At 64.4% G+C, this 17558-nt stretch carries 10 protein-coding genes and 1 tRNA gene; 3 read left to right on the top strand and 8 right to left on the bottom strand.

All coding sequences use genetic code 11. The features are described from left to right. Positions 1–60 precede the first annotated feature (60 nt). Both FG91_RS02325 and FG91_RS02320 read left to right on the top strand, forming a co-directional pair. On the top strand, positions 61–1227 hold the full coding sequence (locus tag FG91_RS02325) for an aromatic ring-hydroxylating oxygenase subunit alpha (RefSeq protein WP_037511386.1): 1167 nt from the start codon (positions 61–63) through the stop codon (positions 1225–1227). Then, positions 1224–2102 (top strand): alpha/beta fold hydrolase, encoded by an 879-nt coding sequence (locus tag FG91_RS02320; RefSeq protein ID WP_037511384.1) that lies wholly within the window; start codon positions 1224–1226, stop codon positions 2100–2102. The genes FG91_RS02325 and FG91_RS02320 overlap by 4 nt, the downstream gene beginning before the upstream one ends. 32 nt (positions 2103–2134) lie before the next feature. Here FG91_RS02320 and FG91_RS02315 read toward each other — a convergent pair whose 3' ends face one another. From FG91_RS02315 to FG91_RS02290, 6 genes are all read right to left on the bottom strand, one after another. Beyond that, the gene (locus FG91_RS02315) at positions 2135–3493 is read right to left on the bottom strand and encodes an HlyD family type I secretion periplasmic adaptor subunit (RefSeq protein ID WP_052187233.1); all 1359 of its coding nucleotides are present in this window, start codon (positions 3491–3493) and stop codon (positions 2135–2137) included. After that, positions 3490–5244, bottom strand: a complete 1755-nt coding sequence (locus FG91_RS02310) for a type I secretion system permease/ATPase (RefSeq protein WP_052187232.1) — start codon at positions 5242–5244, stop codon at positions 3490–3492. The genes FG91_RS02315 and FG91_RS02310 overlap by 4 nt, the downstream gene beginning before the upstream one ends. 74 nt (positions 5245–5318) lie before the next feature. Next, positions 5319–12401, bottom strand: coding sequence for a peroxidase family protein (locus FG91_RS02305; RefSeq protein ID WP_152567968.1), 7083 nt, complete (start codon positions 12399–12401; stop codon positions 5319–5321). A 329-nt stretch (positions 12402–12730) separates the two neighbouring features. Continuing rightward, positions 12731–13474, bottom strand: coding sequence for a LuxR C-terminal-related transcriptional regulator (locus FG91_RS02300; RefSeq protein WP_081940373.1), 744 nt, complete (start codon positions 13472–13474; stop codon positions 12731–12733). A 150-nt stretch (positions 13475–13624) separates the two neighbouring features. Further along, positions 13625–14647 carry a sensor histidine kinase gene (locus FG91_RS02295; RefSeq protein WP_037511382.1) on the bottom strand — a complete coding sequence of 341 codons (1023 nt, stop codon included), beginning with the start codon at positions 14645–14647 and terminating at the stop codon, positions 13625–13627. Further along, a complete protein-coding gene (locus tag FG91_RS02290) occupies positions 14647–15324 on the bottom strand; it encodes a response regulator (RefSeq protein ID WP_037511380.1) in 678 nt (225 codons plus the stop codon). The genes FG91_RS02295 and FG91_RS02290 overlap by 1 nt, the downstream gene beginning before the upstream one ends. An 871-nt stretch (positions 15325–16195) precedes the next feature. Here FG91_RS02290 and FG91_RS02285 point away from each other — a divergent pair. Further along, a complete protein-coding gene (locus FG91_RS02285; protein ID WP_037511379.1) occupies positions 16196–16465 on the top strand; it encodes a hypothetical protein in 270 nt (89 codons plus the stop codon). Between the two features lie 438 nt (positions 16466–16903). Here the strand turns inward: FG91_RS02285 and FG91_RS02280 are convergent. Next, a tRNA-Met gene (locus FG91_RS02280) sits at positions 16904–16980 on the bottom strand. A 61-nt stretch (positions 16981–17041) separates the two neighbouring features. Further along, positions 17042–17527: a 2'-5' RNA ligase family protein gene (locus FG91_RS02275; RefSeq protein WP_037511757.1), complete on the bottom strand. Its 486-nt coding sequence runs from the start codon at positions 17525–17527 to the stop codon at positions 17042–17044. Between the last annotated feature and the right edge of the window lie 31 nt (positions 17528–17558).

The following is a 17558-nucleotide window of genomic DNA, read 5'->3' as shown; positions in this document are numbered from 1 at the left end:
ATGGCTTGACGCCTACCGATCGGTAAGTCAACGTCCCTACCAACCGGTAAGGGGATTCGCATGGACCGCGGGGTCGAACTTGAACTCATCGATGAATTGCGGTCGCTCGCCGCGACCCGAAGCTTTTTCCTCGACGAGACCGTCGCGCAGAGCCCGGTCGAACAATATCTCGACGAAACACGCTTCACCCGCGAACGCGAAGCGATCATGCGCCGCCTGCCCCAGGCCGCGGCGCACGTCAGCGAGCTCGCTGGCCCCGGCGCCTTCCTGCGCTGCGACGTCCACGGCCTTCCCGTCCTGCTGACGCGCGACAGGCAGGGCGCCGCGCATGCTTTTCTCAACGTCTGCCGCCACCGCGGTGCGCGGTTGGTCGAGGCCGCATCGGGTTGCGCGCATCGCTTCACCTGTCCCTATCACGGCTGGACCTATGCCAATTCTGGCCCGCTTGTCGGCGCCCCCCATTTCGAGAGTGGCTTCGGCGGGATCGACAAGGCGGGTATCGGCCTGAAGCCGCTGCCGGTGCACGAAGCCTTCGGTTTCGTCTGGGTGGCGGGAGATCCCGGCGGCGGCTTCGACTTCGACGGCTATTTCGCGCCGCTCGCGGACGAGCTCGACGCGCTGGGAATGGCGGCAATGACGATCGCGGCCGAGGATCGCATGGTCTGCAACGCCAACTGGAAGCTCCTGATCGAAGGCGGAATCGAATCCTATCACTTCCGTGTCGCGCATCGCGGCACCATCGGCCCCTATTTCGAGGATAATCTCTCCAGCTATCGTGCGTTGGGGCCGCATCTGCGCTCGGTCCTGCCGCGCACCGGTATGGCGGCGCTCACCGAAACCTCGCGCGATGGCTGGCGGATGCGCGACCATGCCAACCTCGTCTACACGCTGTTTCCGACGACCCAGTTGCTCGTCCAGCAGGATCATGTGGTCTGGATCAGGCAGGAGCCGCTCGCGCCCGGCCGCACCAGTCTTCGCCTGGCGACGCTCGCCCCGACCGGCAGCGAACCGGGCGAAGGGAAAGGCGACGACCATTGGCAGCGCAACCATGCGATCACCATCAAGACGCTCGAGGAAGACATAAGGATCGGCGAGGGCATTCACGCCGGGCTGGCTTCAGGCGCGAACGATCATTTCCTGTTCGGACGGTTCGAGGGAGCGCTCGACCGGTTCAATCAAACGGTGATGGAGCATCTTGACACCGCCGCCACAAGGAAGCCCGCATGACCGACGTCCAGCATATATTACCGATGCAACAGCGCATCATTCGCTCGGCGGACGGTCTCGATCTCGTCGTCGATCATGGCGGTCCGGCGGGCGCCCCGGCGGTGATCCTGCTCCATGGCGGGGGTCAGACGCGGCATAGCTGGAGCCGCGCGGTGGAGCGCCTGCGCACCGAGGGATTGCAAACCCTGAACTTCGACGCGCGCGGGCATGGCGACAGCGACTGGTCGCCCGATGGTGCCTATTTCATCGGCGACCGGGCCAATGATCTAAAGGCCGTGACCAGCCTCCTGCACGTCCCGTTCATCCTCGTCGGCGCCTCGCTCGGCGGCGCAACCGCGATTCACGCGATCCATAAGGGCCTGCGTCCCGCGGGACTGGTGCTGGTCGATATCGTCCCCGAACCCGAGCCCCGCGGCATCGAGCGCGTCCTCTCCTTCATGCACAGTCACCGGAGCGGCTTCGCCTCGGTCGAGGAAGCCGCCGCCGCGGTCGATGCCTATAATCCGCACCGGCCCCGGACGCGCGATACGAGCGGCCTGATGAAGAATCTCCGCCGCCGCGACGACGGGCGGCTCTACTGGCATTGGGATCCGCGGATGCTGGACAGGCAGCGGTCGGACTCGCTCGGCGCCCTGCCGGAAGCCGCCGAAACGCTGGCCACCCTCCCCGACCTTCCCGTCCTGCTCGTTCGCGGCCTGTCGAGCGATGTCGTGAGCGACGCCAGCATCGCGGCGTTTCGCCGCCGGCTCCCCTGGCTCGAGGTCGCCGATATCGCCGGCGCGGGTCACATGGTCGCGGGCGACCGCAACGATATCTTCAACGATGCCATCATCGCCTTTTCCAAACACGCGCTGCACAAGGAGCATCATACCTGAATCCGGCCTCCGCACGTCACCAGGGCTCGCTCCTAATGTTCCCGGCCGGCCCTCCACAATGTTTGCGTGAGCGGTTCGATCAGATAGCCGAGCGCGGTCCGTTCGCGCAGCGGCACCATCACCTCCGCGGGCATGCCCGCGCGTAGGCTGTTTTCACCTCGCAAGGCCGCAATCTTCTTCATTTCGGCGGGCGGAACGACGACCTCGATCTCGAAATATTCCATCCCCGTGCGATTATCCTCGAAACTGTCCGCCGACACCTTGCTGATCTGGCCTTTCAGGATCGGCAGGCTGCGTTCCTGGATGCCCGAAAAGCGCACTTGCGTCTGCATGCCCGACGACAGGTCGTCGGCGTCGTTCGGCGAGGCTTTCGCCAGCACGACCAGCGCCTTGTCCTGCGGCACGATTTCCATCAGCATTTCGCCCGGCGCGACGACGCCGCCGACGGTGAAGACCTTAAGCCCGACGACGCGCCCGTTGGACGGCGCACGGACAACCGACTGGGTCAATCTTTCGCGCGTCGCGAACAGCCGCGGCTGCAATTCGTCGAGCCGGACCTGCACCTCGCGAAGCTGGGTCGCGACCTCCTCGATCATCTGGCGGTCGAGCGACACCATCTGCAAGCGGGATTCCCCGATCGCCTCCTCCAGCCGCGCGACGTCGGACCGCAGCGCCCCGAAATCGCCGTCGAGCTGCGCCGAACTGCGCTCCACCGCGCGCAGCCGGTTGGTCGAAACAAAACCGCGCTCGGACAATGTGCGAAGGCCGGTCAGTTCCTCGTTGATCAGCCGCTGCTGGATCCGGTTCGATTCCATCTGCGCGCCATAGCCCCCGATCTGCTGGTTATGCTGCGCGATCCGCTGGCCCAACATGCCGCGTTCGGTGACACCCGACCGCTGGCGCGCGTCGAAAAGCAAACGCTGTCCGCGCATCGCCTCGTCAGCAAGCACCCGGTCGCCCGCGAGATAGGATGAAAATTCGACCGGCCGCGCGATGTGCCGCGCGCCGTCGCGTTCGGCGGTCAATCGAGCGCGCTGCGCCAGCAAGGCCACGACCTCACCGGTCAGGCCGCGTTCGGCGGCCACGATGTCGGAGGCCGAGATCTTGAGCAACACATCGCCGCGGCGCACCTCGCTCCCTTCCGTCACCATCAAGGCGGTGACGATGCCGCCATCCTTGTGCTGCACGGCTTGCCGATTGCCCGAAACCGACACCGATCCCTGCGCCATCGCGCCGGCGTCGAGCGGGGTGAGCGCCGCCCAGCCGAGGAAGCCGACGAAAAAGGCCGCGGCGATCCATATCCCCGTGCGCAACTCGCGCTTGGGGGAATCGATCGTATCGACGGGAAGCGGTTCGCCGTGCAGGTCGTCGCCAAAGCTCATCGCGTTCATGGTTTCTTGTTCCTCGTCATCTTGATGACATTCGCCGCGGCCGCCGCGCTCTCGCGCAGCAATTCCATCACCTCGCCGCGTGGCCCCTGATATTCGATCACGCCATTTTTCAGCACCGCGAGGCGATCCGCGTCGCGCAGCGCCGACTGACGATGGGTGACGATCATGATCGCCGCTTGTCGCAGCTTGGCGGCGGCGATCGCGTCGTTCAGCGCCTCTTCGCCCTGGCTGTCGAGCGCGGCGTTCGGTTCATCGAGGATGAGGACTTTCGGCTCGCCATAGAGCGCGCGGGCCAGCGCGATGCGCTGCGCCTGTCCGCCCGACAGGCGCAGCCCGCCGTCGCCGATCCGGGCGTTGTAGCCGCCGGGCAGATGCAGGATCAGGTCGTGAATGCCCGCGGAGATCGCGGCGCGCGTCACCTTATGATCGATGTCGACCGCATGTTCGCCGCGTGCCGCCGCAAAGCGCGAGATATTTTCGCCGATCGTGCCCGGCAGCAGCGTCGGCTCCTGCGGCAGATAGCCGATATGCGACGCGAGGCGTTCGGCATCCCAGTCGCCATATTGCGCCTCGTCGATGCGGACTTCGCCGCCGTCGGGCGGGATCGCCCCCGCCGCGATGCGCGCCAGCGTGGTCTTGCCGGCGCCTGAAGGACCGATCACGCCGAGCACTTCGCCGGGGATCAGCCAGGTCGACACGCCGCGCAGGATCAGCGCGCTGTTGTCGGGCGAACGAAGCGAAATATTGGACAGCTCGATATAACCCTCGGGCGCCGGCAGCGCGACGCGATCGCCGACCAGATTGTCGGTCGAACGGAACAGCGCCTCGATCGACGCCTTGGCCGCCCGCGCCTGCCCGATCGTCGGCCACGCCTGGACCATCTGCTCGATCGGCTGCAGCGCGCGCGCCAGCAGCACCGACGCGGCGATGATCGCGCCCACCGAAATTTCGGCGTTGATGGCAAGCCAGGCGCCGACGCCGAGCGCCAGCGACTGCAGGAACATGCGCGCGAATTTGACCAGCCCGGTGTAGCGCGCGGCGGTCAATTGCGTGTTCGCGCTGGCCTCCAGCCCCGCGCGGCGATCGGCGATCTGGCGCGCGACCAGCGCGCGGCGCATCCCGAGCGCGCGAACGATCTCGGCCTTTTCGAAGATCGATTCCTGTTTCGCATAGGCCGCCGCCATCGCCTTGTGCCCCGCCGCTGCAGATTTTTTGGTCGCGCGCTCGTTGAGAAGCGCGAGGCCCAGAAGCACCAGGCCGGCGCCCAATATCATCAGGCCGAGCGCCGGATGAATGATGAACGCGACCACGAAATAGAGCGGCGTCCACGGCAGGTCGAACAGGGCGATCGCCGACGGGCTGGCGACCGCGCTGCGGAACCCGTCGAAATCGCGCATCGCCTGCGCCGCCGCCGGGTCGGCATTGCCCTTTGCGCGGGCGAGCAGGCGGTCTAGGATCGGCGCCGCAAGCTGACGGTTGAGCCGCAGCGAGGCGCGCAGCATCAGCCGGCTGCGCACCATGTCGAGCGCGCTGAGGCAGGCGATGGCGAGCGCGACGATGACGGTGATCCAGAACAAAGTCAGCACGCCGCCGGTCGGAACGACGCGGTCATAGACCTGCATCATGTAGATCGTCGGCGCGAGGTAGAGGATGTTGACGAGCGCGCTGAACGCGGCGGCCGCCACAAAATGCTGACGGCAGGCGGCAAAGGCCTGTCTGATTTGCGGCGGAACGGCGGAATCGGTTCGCATGACCCTGGTTCTTTCCTATTCGGTCGAGTCCGGACCGGCGGGGGCCGGCCCGGACCTCCCGGGGGCGCGGGAGCTTAGAAGAGATCCCACTCGTGATGGGCCATCTCGTGGCGGCCGTTCGATTCGAACCGCGACTGCAGCCACGAGGGCCCCAGACTGCCGTCGAACCCGTCACTCCAGCGGTCATGGCTCGGTGCCGAGGGATCGGGCGCGGTAACGGTTCCGCCTTGATCGACCGGCTGCGGCGACGGATCATTTGCCGTCGCCACGCTCTCGGCCGGCGGCGTGCCATTTGTCGCCGAATTCGGGCCCGCCGAAGCAAATGCGAACGAGGCGGTCTGCAAATTGGCGGCGGAAACACCGTCGAGACGCAGCTCATTCCCGTCGATGCGCACAAGCGTGTCGTTCCCCGACTGGCTGATCACGACGCGCGAGGCAAAGCTCTGCGCCGTGATGCCAAGCCCGCTGAGGTCGATGCTGTCCTCGCCGAGCTGGAAGTCGGTGACCCGGTCGTCGCCTTCGCCAAAGACGAATATGTCATCGCCGCTGCCGCCGGTCATAACGTCATCGCCGTCGCCGCCGTCGAGCCGGTCGTCCCCCGATCCGCCCGCGAGCCTATCGTCGCCGGCACCGCCGAGCAGCACATCGTCTCCCGACCCACCGGCCAGATCGTCGTCGCCAGCACCGCCGTCGAGACGATCGTCGCCCGAGCCGCCACCGATGACATCGTCGCCGCCGCGGCCGCGGATGACGTCGTCGCGCGATCCACCCTTCAGAACATCATCGGAAGCCCCGCCGGTCAGCGTGTCGTCGTCGGACGGCGGAGTAACGACCATATCGTCGTCATCGTCGTCGTGATCGTCGTCATGGATGTGGTCGTCATCGTCGTGATCGTCGTCGTGGACGGGATCGTTATCGTCGTGATCCTCGTCATCGGACACATTCGATCCCGCGACGCGCAACTGGGGCGTAGCGTCGCCTGCGAAGCTAACCGAATGCGTCGCGCTGCTCAGCGTGGTGATGCCGTCAGCCGTGCTTGCAACATAGTCGGCCGGGTTTGCCCCTTCGGGCAGCTCGATCACATCCTGATCGCGCAGCGTACCGAGGATCGTGTCATTGCCTCCATTCGAACGGAACACGATACGGTGCGCCGACCGCAGCGCGGAAATGTCGACAATATCGTCGCCCGCGCTTCCCTCGAGGGTGATCGTGCTGGTCAGCAGGCTGGTGCCGGTAAAATTGCCGATCGGCGTGAAAGTGTCGCCGCCGCCCAGGCCGTTGATCACGATCTCCTCGATATTGTCGAGCTCGGCGATGACCGCGGCATTGTTGGTGCCGTTGCGGGTAATCACGATCTCGGTGTTGGCGCCGAGGCCGGTGATGCCCGCCGCCAGCGCCTCGGTGCGCGTGTAGATGCGATAGGTTTCGGCCGAGCCGTCGCCGACGATCTTCACCGTGTCCACCGTCCCGGCAATATTCGCCGCATTCGTATCGCCGTTGATGACATCGCGGCCGTCGCCCGCCGTCCAGTAGATGGTGTCGTTGCCGGCATCACCCCGGATCGTGTCGTCGCCCTGCCCGCCGATCAGCAGGTCATTGGCCCCGCCGCCGTTGAGCGAGTCGTTGCCGGCATGGCCGAACACCGCCTGCGACGCGGCGGCGCCGTTAGCGCCATTCAGATTGGCGTTGTTGCCGATCGTGCCTGCCACAACCGCGTAGTTCGCACCCGCAAAGCGAAGCGTCTCGATCGTGCTGAGGGTGTCGGTGCCCTCGGCGCCGGTCAGGTCCGTGACCACCAGATTGGTGCCGTTCGAGCCAAGCGCGAAGCTCCCTACCGCCCCCGTGAACACGGCCGTGTCGTTGCCTGTACCGCCATCGAGCCGGTCGTTGCCCGCGCCGCCGTTCAGCGTGTCGGTCCCGCCCGCGCCGTTCAGTATGTCGTTACCGCCATTGCCATTCAGCGTGTCGTTGGCGCCGAAGCCAACCAGACCGCTGGTGCCGTCTGCAATATCGTCGCCGGCGGTGCCGTTGAATGTGTTGGAGACGAACGGAACGGCATCCCAATTATCGCCGACCACGCCGGTCGCCACCGAGAAGACGGTCTCCGCATTGCCGCCGCCGTCGGTAAAATTGACCCGCACTCGCAGGAGGTCACCGATCTGGCTCACAACTCCGGCTCCGCCTTCGTTCGGCGTGAACGAAGCGCCGGTGGCATTGAGCAGATCACTCCAGTTCGTACCGCCGTCTTCGGAAACCTGCCACTGATAGGAAAAGCCGCTGGCGATGCCGTTGGCGTCGGCGATGCCGCTGGTATCGACGGTCAGCGCCTGCCCCTCGGTCGGGGTCATGTCGCTGATCACGGGTGCACCGGTGGCCGGCTCGTTGATCAACTGGCTGATCGTATATTCTACCGTGCCGCCATTCCCGTCGGAGAAGCGCAGCTTCTCGATGTTGAACAGCCGGTCGGTGCCGTCGGATAGCGGCCGGTTCTGGACCTCTTCCGGCAGGTCGTCGTCACCGCCATCCTCGTCAAATCCGGTATGATCGACCGTGATGCTGCCGTCGGCATTGCGCGTGAACGTGTAATTCGCGACCACATCGGTGTAGACCGCGATGTCGGTGCTCGCGTTTGCCGCATCGCCGTCGAGGATCTCGCGAACGATCGACAGCTGAGCGGGATTGATTTCGCCGGTGACCATGCGCGGAGCGATTTCGGTCATGCTGTCGACGCTGAACGCCGCCCAGCTGTCGCCCTCTTTGGGGGTGACGAGGATGCGGACGTTGAGCCAGCGGTCACCATCGATGATGTCGTTGCCGGCGAGGCCCTTGATCACGTCATTGCCGCCGCCGCCAAGCAGGATGTCGCCGGCCTCTGCGGTGCTGAAGATCACGCGTTCCTGCACGCCATTTTCATCGAGCACGGGGATGGTCTGGCCGCCCACCACCTTGGTCACCGGAATGCCGGCGCCAAGATGCGCGACGAGCACGTCGAGCCCGTCGATCAGATCGACGTTCTTCGCCAGCAGATCGTTCGAGTAGGAGTCGAGCGGCGAGTCCGGGCCAGGGATCGCCGCCGTGTTCTGCAACTCGCCGCGCGCATTGGTGCTGCGGCTGCGTCCGGTCAGCGTATCGTCGAGGTTCCAGCCCGACAGCCCTTCGACCAGGTCGAAGCGATCGCGCAGGATGAACGCTTCCTGCGTCGCGAAGATCGGGATGCCGAGGTCCGAATTGGCCGCGGTGGTGTCGCCCTTGTGGATGCCCCAGTCGAAACCCGCCTGCCCGTTCGAGCGCTGGATGCCCTCATTATTCTGGAACATGATATCGTCGCCGGATTCAGCGTCATAGTCGGTATCGCCGCTGCCGCCGTTCATCACGTCATGGCCGATGATCGAGGAGTTGAAGAACAGCTCCGAATTCTCGCCGGCCAGCGTATCGAAGCGCTGCCCGCCCTCCAGCCAGTCATTGCCTTCGTTGCCGAGCAGGAAGTCGCCGCCCGAACCGCCGAGGATGAAGTCGTCACCCGTGCCGCCGAACGCTTCCTTGCCGTCGGGGCCGGTGATGATGAAGTCGTTGCCCTGGTTGCCGAACAGCAGCGACAGGCCCGAACCGCCATGAATGACGTCATTGCCTTCGTTGCCATGGAGGAAGTCGGCCTCGCCGATGTCGGTGCCGGCGTTGGTGATGATGTCGTCGCCCTCGCCGCCGAACACCTTGTCGACGCCGTAACCGGCTTCGATCCGGTCGTTGCCGCCCTTGCCCCAGATCGCATCGTCGCCGCCGCCCGACACGATGGTGTCATTGTTCTCGGTGCCGCCGATGGTGAAATGCTCGTTGCTGTTGATGCGGATATATTCGGCGACGCCGTCATTATTGGCATCGATGCGCTCGACGAGGCTGGCGAAGCCGCCGAGGAAGGGATCGTCCGATACCGGGTCGGCGCCCAATTGCTTGCTGATGTCCATTTCCAGCGTCGGCATTTCGAATGCGGAAAACAGGTTGCCCGGTAGCGCGGTCGAATGATCGTCGCCCAGATCGGTGTTGCGCATCACCAGTTCGGCGAAGGTGTTGTTTTCCAGCTCGTTGAGCAGGTTGAGCCCCTGCGTACGCGACAGATAATAGAAGCGGTCGGCGTCCTGCAGATTTTCCATCGTCATCTGGAACACGAAGCTGAAGGTCGAGCCGAGCATGCCGCCGAACGCCATCTTCTTTTCGGCGAGGCCGCCGATCCAGAAATCGATGTCGTTGAGGCCGCCGAGCTTCGCGTCATTGGCATAGGCGCCCTCGGCATTGAGAAAGTCGAGCCGGTCCGCGGGTGCGCCCGCGCCGCCAAGGACGAGCAAAGTCGCCGCTTCGCGCAGCTCTTCGACCGTCTTTGGATTCGCCTGCGTGTTAATCAACGTGTCATGCGTGCCATAGGCCGCGATGAAGTTGATGATCGACGCCGGATTTTTGAGGTTGAGCGCGAAATCGGCCCAGCTCTCATAGGGTTTCAGCAACGTGTCGCCGGTTGCGTCGAAGAAGCGTTCGCGCGCAGTCTGCAGCGAAGGCATGCCGACGTCGCGGCCGCGCGCGAGGTTGATCGTCGCGAGATCGAGCGGAATGCCGAGCAGCTGGTTGCGCAGCACGTCGGTGACGAATTCGTCGATCTCGCTGCCCGTCTGGCGGCTCATGCCGCGGATGATCGCGCCCGACGCCTGCTCTGCGGTGCCGAGCGAGTCGTACATGACGGGATTGAGGAAGCCGTCGAACAACGAGATGTCGTTCTGCACCGGATTGCCGTTCTCATCCATTTCGATGACCGCGATATCCTGCCGCAGCATCGAGTGGCCGAAGCGGTAGACGACGTGCGCGAATTCGGCGGCGATGCTGGGGTTGATGTCGGCCGAGGGTTCGAACACGAAGGCGTCGATGTCGGGCTGCATCATGCGGCCGAATTCCTCGAACACCAGATGCTGATATTCCATCTCGTTGGTAAAGCGGCCGACCTGGAACAGGCGCTCGCCGTCCCAAACCAGCGATTCCGACAGCGTCGCAATCGCGGCCGGATTGCCGCTCGTCAGCGTCGCGAACTGCGCATCGGTCAGGTCGGTCAGCAGCCATTCGTTGATGAAGGCGCGATCCATCGAAGCAAGCGTCACATCTTTGGTATGCTCGACGATGCGGTTATGTTCGGCGTGGAACACCTGATGCACCGCGGTCAGCGCGATATTCTCGTTCGCGCGGCCGTCGCCCGCGATGAAGTGGCGGTCGAGCAGCTCGTTGTCATACGCCGTGGGCCCGCGCTGGCCCTGCGGCCCGGGCGAACCGTCGGCATTGGCATAGCCGAGCGCCGAATCGCTGTCGGCCTGCAGCACGCCGCCGACCACGACCGGCGCGGCGGCATGCGCGATGTCGTCGAGGAAGGCATGGCCGGTCAGCACGACGCCTTGCGCGCTGACGGGCGCGACGGGATTGCCTTCACGCAGAACATCGTCCGCGGTGCCGAGCTGGCCGTCGGCGCCCATACCAACGACGAGCTGCGGATAGCCGTTCGCGCCGGGAATGAAATTGCCATAGGGATCGGTCGCGATCAGCGGGATGTTGCCGACATTGAGGTCGGTGAGCTCGATTCCCAGCACGTCACGCGCCTGCGCCTTGATATCGGCCCAGGTCGCAAGGCCGCCGTTGCTGCCCTCGAGCAGCAGGCCGCTCGAAACCGGCTTGCCGTCGGGACCCGCGACATATTCGCGCATGAAGACCTGCTTCGATGCGGAAGAGGCATAGGTCTGGTTCTGGTCGACCCAGGGCGTGGTCAGATTCTTCGGCCCCGGACCATCGTCGGCGGTGCCGAGGATGCCGTCGGCGCCGGCATTCACCGTCACGCGGGTGAGCGGAATATAGTTCTGGCCGCCCGGAACATAAAGCGGATCGTCGGGCGACAACGGCACATAAACCGTGCCGTTGCCGCCCTTCGCGACCAGATCGAGGCCATGATCGAAGAATTGTCCAAAGATCGTCATCCAGCCATTGAACGGCGACGACAGTCCTTCGTCGGGCGAAACGTTGGGCAGGAAGACGGTGTTGCCGTCCATTTCCACGCCATGTTGGGCGAGCGCCGCGTCGAGCGCGGCGTTTGCTTCGGCGACGACGACATCGACCGCCTGCGCCTCCGCCAGCGCGGTTTCGGCGTCGGTCAGCGCGGCTTCTGCCGCCAGAAGTGCGGCGGCGGCGGCAGCGGCGGCGGCGGCCGACGCGGTCGAGGTGGCCTCCGCCGCCTCGGCATTGTCCTGCGCCAGCTGGTAGGCAGCTTCGGCCGTATTATAGGCCTCCAAGGCCGCGGCGATCTCCGCGGCCTGCTCGCTGTTATCCGTATTGTCGGCAAGGAGCGCCACATAGGCAGCGAGGCTCACGTCGCGCGTCCCCATCGCCGGGGCGACTTCGGCGTCGGCGGCTTCGAAGGCGGCCAGGTCGGTCGCCGCCTGCGCCGCAGCCGCGGCATCGGCCGCCTGCGCGCCGGTCAGCGCGAGCTGGGCAGCCGCGACGGCGGCAGCGAGGTCGCCGATCGTCCCTTCGGCCGCTTCGGCCGCCGCGATGGCGGCGTCGAGTGCATCGCGTGCCGCAACGATCTGGGTCAGCGCAGTCATCAGCGGCTGCCCCGACAGGCCGGCGTGCGTCAGCGCCGCGGTGATGGCGGCGGGATTCTTCAGCGTCTGGTCGACGATCAGGTTGGAGATGATGCGCGGATCGGCGTCGATCACGGTGCCGCTGCCCGGGCCGGGCTGCGACCCGGGCCGGGTGCCCGCGTTCGCATAATTGTTGTTCGTGTACCAGCTCACGCCCGTGTCGTCGGCCGTACCCATGATGCCATCTGCCCCGGGACCGTTGGGCGCGGGGTTGAAGTCATACCGATCACCGTCGGCGTCGTTCATATATTCGGGCGTGAAGATGCCGGGAAAGGATTGATCCGCCGCGCCCCATTTCTCGCGGCCGGGCAGCAGGTTGTTGTAGCTGCCGTCGACGGTCCTGAGACCATAGGGCAGCAGATGCGCCTGCGCGAAGCCGTCGTTGCCGTTATAGCCGGCGACCAGCGCGGCGAGATCGCCGCCCGCGGCATGCGCCTCCGCAATCTTGATCTGGGCGAGGATGAAGCTGAGGTCGTGTTTCGTAAGCTGTACCATGTCGCGTCTCCGGTCCGGCCGCATGCGACGGACGCACGGGGCCTCATCCGCAAAATCGTGCGGACGAAAGGTTGAACAGAAGCTGGTGCGGCCCCCCGCCAGCAAGACCGACGTCGCGAATCGCATCGACTCACCCGACGGCTTAAAAACAGGTTAAATAAAATCGGGATTGGGAGTCGATTGGACTTTACGTACTAGCCCGATATGGGACTCACTGAGTCTTCTTCACTATCTTGACGGCGGGATTATTTAGTACTTTTGGCCAATATACGGACACAACTATTTTTCCCGTGGCGAACAGGGAGAAAATCTTCTGTTTTCTATGAAATTTAACCGAAAGCGCGTGTGCCGAAATCGTCGTTCGCGCGGCGGCCGAGGAACTGGTCCCGAATATAAGCGGACGCGTCTCCGCGGCTCTGCAGCGCGGCCACCGCTCCGACGCGATTGTGCACGCCGAGCAGGCGGAAGGCGGCCGCCACATGGACCTTCACCGTGCTTTCGGAAATGCGCAGCGAGCGGGCGATTTCCTTGTTCGATTTGCCCATCGACATGTGCGTCAGCACTTCGCGCTGCCGTTCGGTGAGGCTGGGAACAGAGGCTTGGTGCGAACCAGAAGAGCCTGTGGCCCGTATTTCCGCGTCGACATCGCTGACGATCGGCGGGACATAGACCTGGCCAGCCATCACTTGCCGGAAGGCCTGGAGCATTTCGTCCTGATCCATGTCCTTCGGAATAAAGCCATGCGCGCCCTCGGAGATGGCGCGGAGCACGGCGTCGCGATCGCGCCGCCAGTCGACGACCACCAGCGAAAGCTGCGGAAAGCGGTGACGCAATCCGCGAATACCGCCGGGGATGATCGACTTCAGGTCGATCCCGCCATCGAGAACCAGCATGTCGTGCGCGCCGGTTGCGGCCAGCCAAGCGAGAGCCTCGTCGGCGTCCCCCGCGGTCGCAACGTCACAATGGATGAATTCGCGCCGGATGATGGAAGCGAGGCCGCTTCGGCAAAGTAACTGCCGTTCCCAAACCAGTGCCCTTGTTACAGCGGACAAAATATTTCCCCCAAAGTTCATCAACGGTTGCGACCCGCTGTGAACGCCGGATAGCTGCTCCCCTCTTTTGTCTGTTGAGCTAGTCCGTCGGAAAGACTCGCCCTACCGAATCCTTCATTTCGAGATGTAGCGAATTTTGCTTACAGAAAGCTGACGAGGGCGGAATCTGTATCAAGTCGCTACAATAGTGTCGAAATCCAGTTCGATCGCTGGCTGGTCCGGATGGCTTCTCATCGTTCCGCCATGCACTTCCATAATGCGCGCGACGATCGACAGGCCAAGGCCGGCCCCGCCATAGCTCGCATGTTCGCCGCGTCGGAAACGGTCCGACAAGGCAAGCAGCCTGGCGGGATCGATCCCGGGCCCGCCATCGACGACGCGAATATTGGGGCCGGGTCCGCGAACGATAACCACCTCCTTGCCCGCAGCCGTCACCCGGACGCCGTTTTCGACCAGATTGCGCAGCGCCGCGGTCACCGCTTCGATACGGCCCATCACCGGTGGCCCGCCCTCGTCACGATATGCGAGCGCGACCCCTTTCTGCGCCGCATCGACCGCGCACAGCTTGATCGCATCGAGCGCCGCATCCGCCAGATCGATCGGCCGGAAGGGTTGCGGCGCCGCCGCATAGGCGTCGAGCTGGGCGAGCACCAGCAATTGCTCGACCAGGCGGTTCATCCCCGCGAGATCGGCGCTCACGCGGTCGGCATCGGCGGTCTTCAACCGCCCCAGTTCGAGCATCGCGACTGAAAGCGGCGTCTTGAGTTCGTGCGCGACGTCGGCGGCAAATCCTTCTTGCCGCCGCGCCGCATCGTCCAGCCGCGACAACAGCGCATTGACGGCCTCGGCAAAGGGCATGGCTTCGGTCGGGAAATCGGCGAGCGTCACGCGAAAACCGCGTTCGCGGCCCGTAGCCTGATGAATGAACTCCGCGGCGTCATGGAGCGGCTCGAGCGCGCGGGCGATCAGCCACCGCGTGGCGATCGCCAGCGGGGCGAGCAGGACGATAATCGGGAAAATGACATGATCGATCACCTCATGGACGAGGCCGATATGCCCGTAGCTTTCGCGGACATCCTTTCGGACCAGTTCGAAATCGACGACCAGAAAGACAGCAAGCACGACACTGCCCGCGGCCGCCATCCAGGCAAAGCCTGTCCGCAATTCGTCGATGATCGAGCGCCCCCGCTGCATCAATCGACGGGCTCAAGCATCAGATAACCGACGCCGCGGAGCGTCACCAGCTGATCGTGCACACCCAGCGTCGCGAGCTTTTTCCTCACCCGCGAGACCAGCACTTCGATCGCGTTCGGGGTTACCGGCTCGTCGAACGAATAGAGCGACGCCTCGATCTGTTCGCGGCTGACGACGCTCCCCGCCTTGACCATCATCAATTCGAGCAGCGCCGCTTCGCGCTGGCTGAGGTGGAGCGGTTCGCCCTTGCAGCTACCCACACGCGCGATGGTGTCGAAATCGACCGACCCCACGGAGAGGACGGGACTCGAGCGAGCCCCCGGCCGGCGAAGCAGCGCGCGGACGCGCGCGGCAAGCTCCTCGATCGCGAATGGCTTGACCAGATAATCGTCGGCGCCCGCATCGAGGCCATCGATACGATCCCCCAACGCCGACCGCGCGGTGAGCATGATCACCGGCGTCGCAAGTCCGTGCGCGCGTTCGACCATCAGCCATGCGCGCCCGTCGCCATCGGGCATCCCGAGGTCGAGCACGACAATATCGTAAATGGTGGCGGCAATCAGCTCCGACGCTTCGGACAGCATCGGCGCGACGTCGCAGCAAAAGCCCATCGCCGAAAGCCCTTCGGCGGTCAAAGCGCCGATCCTGGCGTTATCTTCGACGATGAGTATGCGCACGCTGTTCCCCCGCGCGAGTGCAGCACCCCTCCCCGCGTTGGTCAAGCGCAACAACCTAATCCCTATGGCTTAATCCGATAGGTCGATGGACGGCGGGACGCGATCGCGCTTGAATTGCCGGAGCAGGGATTGCAATTGTAACATCGGGCTGGGGGGACAAGAAAATTATGCGCAAAGAAGGCTGGTTCCTTTGCGTCCTTGCGGTGTCGTCGCTGCTTTGGCTGGTGCTGCACGCGTTCGACATCCTGTAGGCTCACGCCGTGAGCGCGGCAGCCGCGATAGCGAATTCGAGAGCAGGTCGGCCCATCGCCCGTTCTCCCGAAGCCTCGTCAGGAGGGCCGCAACCTCCGAATAAGGCATCGCGGCATAATGCTGGCTGCCTCGCGACACCCTTTCGAGAAGCCCAATCGAGAACGACCCCGGATCCGCTGCCTTACCCGGTGGGCCGAATCCGGTTTCATCATCAAAGCGGACATCGCGACATATCCCCGCTTGGCTGCGACCCGCATAGGGCGCAGGGCTACCTTCGGGCTGCATCCTTCGTCAAAGGCTCCACACAGCGGGATGCCGGCCGGATCAGCCGACCAGTCAGCGCCTGTTCGCGGGCATGCGCCAGCCAGCCCGCGATGCTGTACATGATCAGCAATTTTTACCGGGGCGACTTCGCCGATAATTAGCTCTCGCCCAAAATGCTCCGCTGGAAGGCGAGAAAAGCCAATGCGCGCGGGGCGGCCTTCACGCTGGACATTGCCGCTGCACTCGAAGCGGCGGGCTGGCGGACCGCGACCGAAGTCGCCATGACCAAGCTGATGGCCCGGGGACTCGACCGCGATTATGGCGACGTGCTGCCTGGCGCGAGAGCGACGGGCGCGTGCTCGCGATCGAGTGCAAGGATGTCCAGTACCGCAAGACCTACAGCGAGATCGCCGAACAGCTCGCCGACTTTCGGGGAGGAACCCGCTCGAACGGCAAGGACGATTATCTGAGGAAGCACCTCGTCCGCATGGGCCTCATCCGCACCGATCTCGATGCGGTGTCGAAGTTCACTGGAGTGAAGCCGCTGTCCAACGTCGAGAGCACCTCATGTTCCGCTACCCGGTGCCGATGGGGTTTGCACTTCGAAAAATGGTGGAGAAAGTGAAGGTCAGCCGGTTCGACAGTATCGGAGACATTTAGGCGGGCCCACTTTCGGCATTCTCAGGGGCAGCCATGCACCGCAAGCGATGCTCGTCGATGGCGAGCGCACCTCAGTTCCACTCAGTCGACGAGCGCGCGGACGTGAACGGCCGCGTCCGCGCCGATATCGGTTAGGTTGTATTCGAAGCGCGACGGTAGCTGCAGGGAGCCAATGTCGGCTTTCGACAAGCAACTCGAACTGCGCGAACGACCAAGATCAGGCGCAAAGCCGCCCTTTCCGAGAGGGGGCAAATGATACCACACACTCCAGCATTGAATCGCAGATTTCAGCCAAAAACCGAAATTCACCCTCATGGTTTCAATGGGTTAGAGTTTATCGGGCTATTGCTGTGGCAGCCGAGGCCGCCAAAAATATCTAATTATTTCAATGCCTTAGATAGATTGGTAGCGGAGGAGGGACTCGAACCCCCGACACGCGGATTATGATTCCGCTGCTCTAACCAGCTGAGCTACTCCGCCCCGAAAGGCCGCCGCGACGGGCGAGCAGCGCCTATAGGCAGGGTGTTGGCGCTGGTCAATATCATGCACGCACACCGCGAAAATTTCGCGTGAAAGCCGCTTGCCACGGCCCGCCAAGATAGTGATGCGCCGCGAGACCCGCGATCGTGAGCGCACGCGGCCGGAAGTCGGCGGCGAGTTCGGCGAGCAGCGCGCGCGCCTGCGCGGGCTCCACCTTGTTCTGGATCGTGATGTGGAGCCGCGGCGTTCCCTGGTCCTGCAGCGTCAGCATACCGGTGAAATGATCGGCGATACGCTCGCGAATCTCCATCAGGCCGGGGCTGTCGATGCGAAAGGCGACACCGCCGCCGAGCGAATAGATTTCGCGCAAGCTGGCGGCGGGAGGCGGTGTGTCAGCGGCGATGCGGCGAATCAGCCGGTCGAGTTCATCGAGGCACGACGGCGGCAGCTGCTGAAACAGCGTGATGTGCGCCGCGAGATGATTGCGCTCGGGCGGATAATGCGCCGCGCGCAGATTGTTGAAGTGAAGCTGGTCCGCCGCACCCATCGTCGCGGTCACGATGATGGGTACGGCGCCA

Source organism: Sphingopyxis sp. LC81 (genome assembly GCF_000756375.1).
Classification (GTDB): Bacteria; Pseudomonadota; Alphaproteobacteria; order Sphingomonadales; family Sphingomonadaceae; genus Sphingopyxis.
This window is presented reverse-complemented; position numbering and strand designations above follow the sequence as displayed.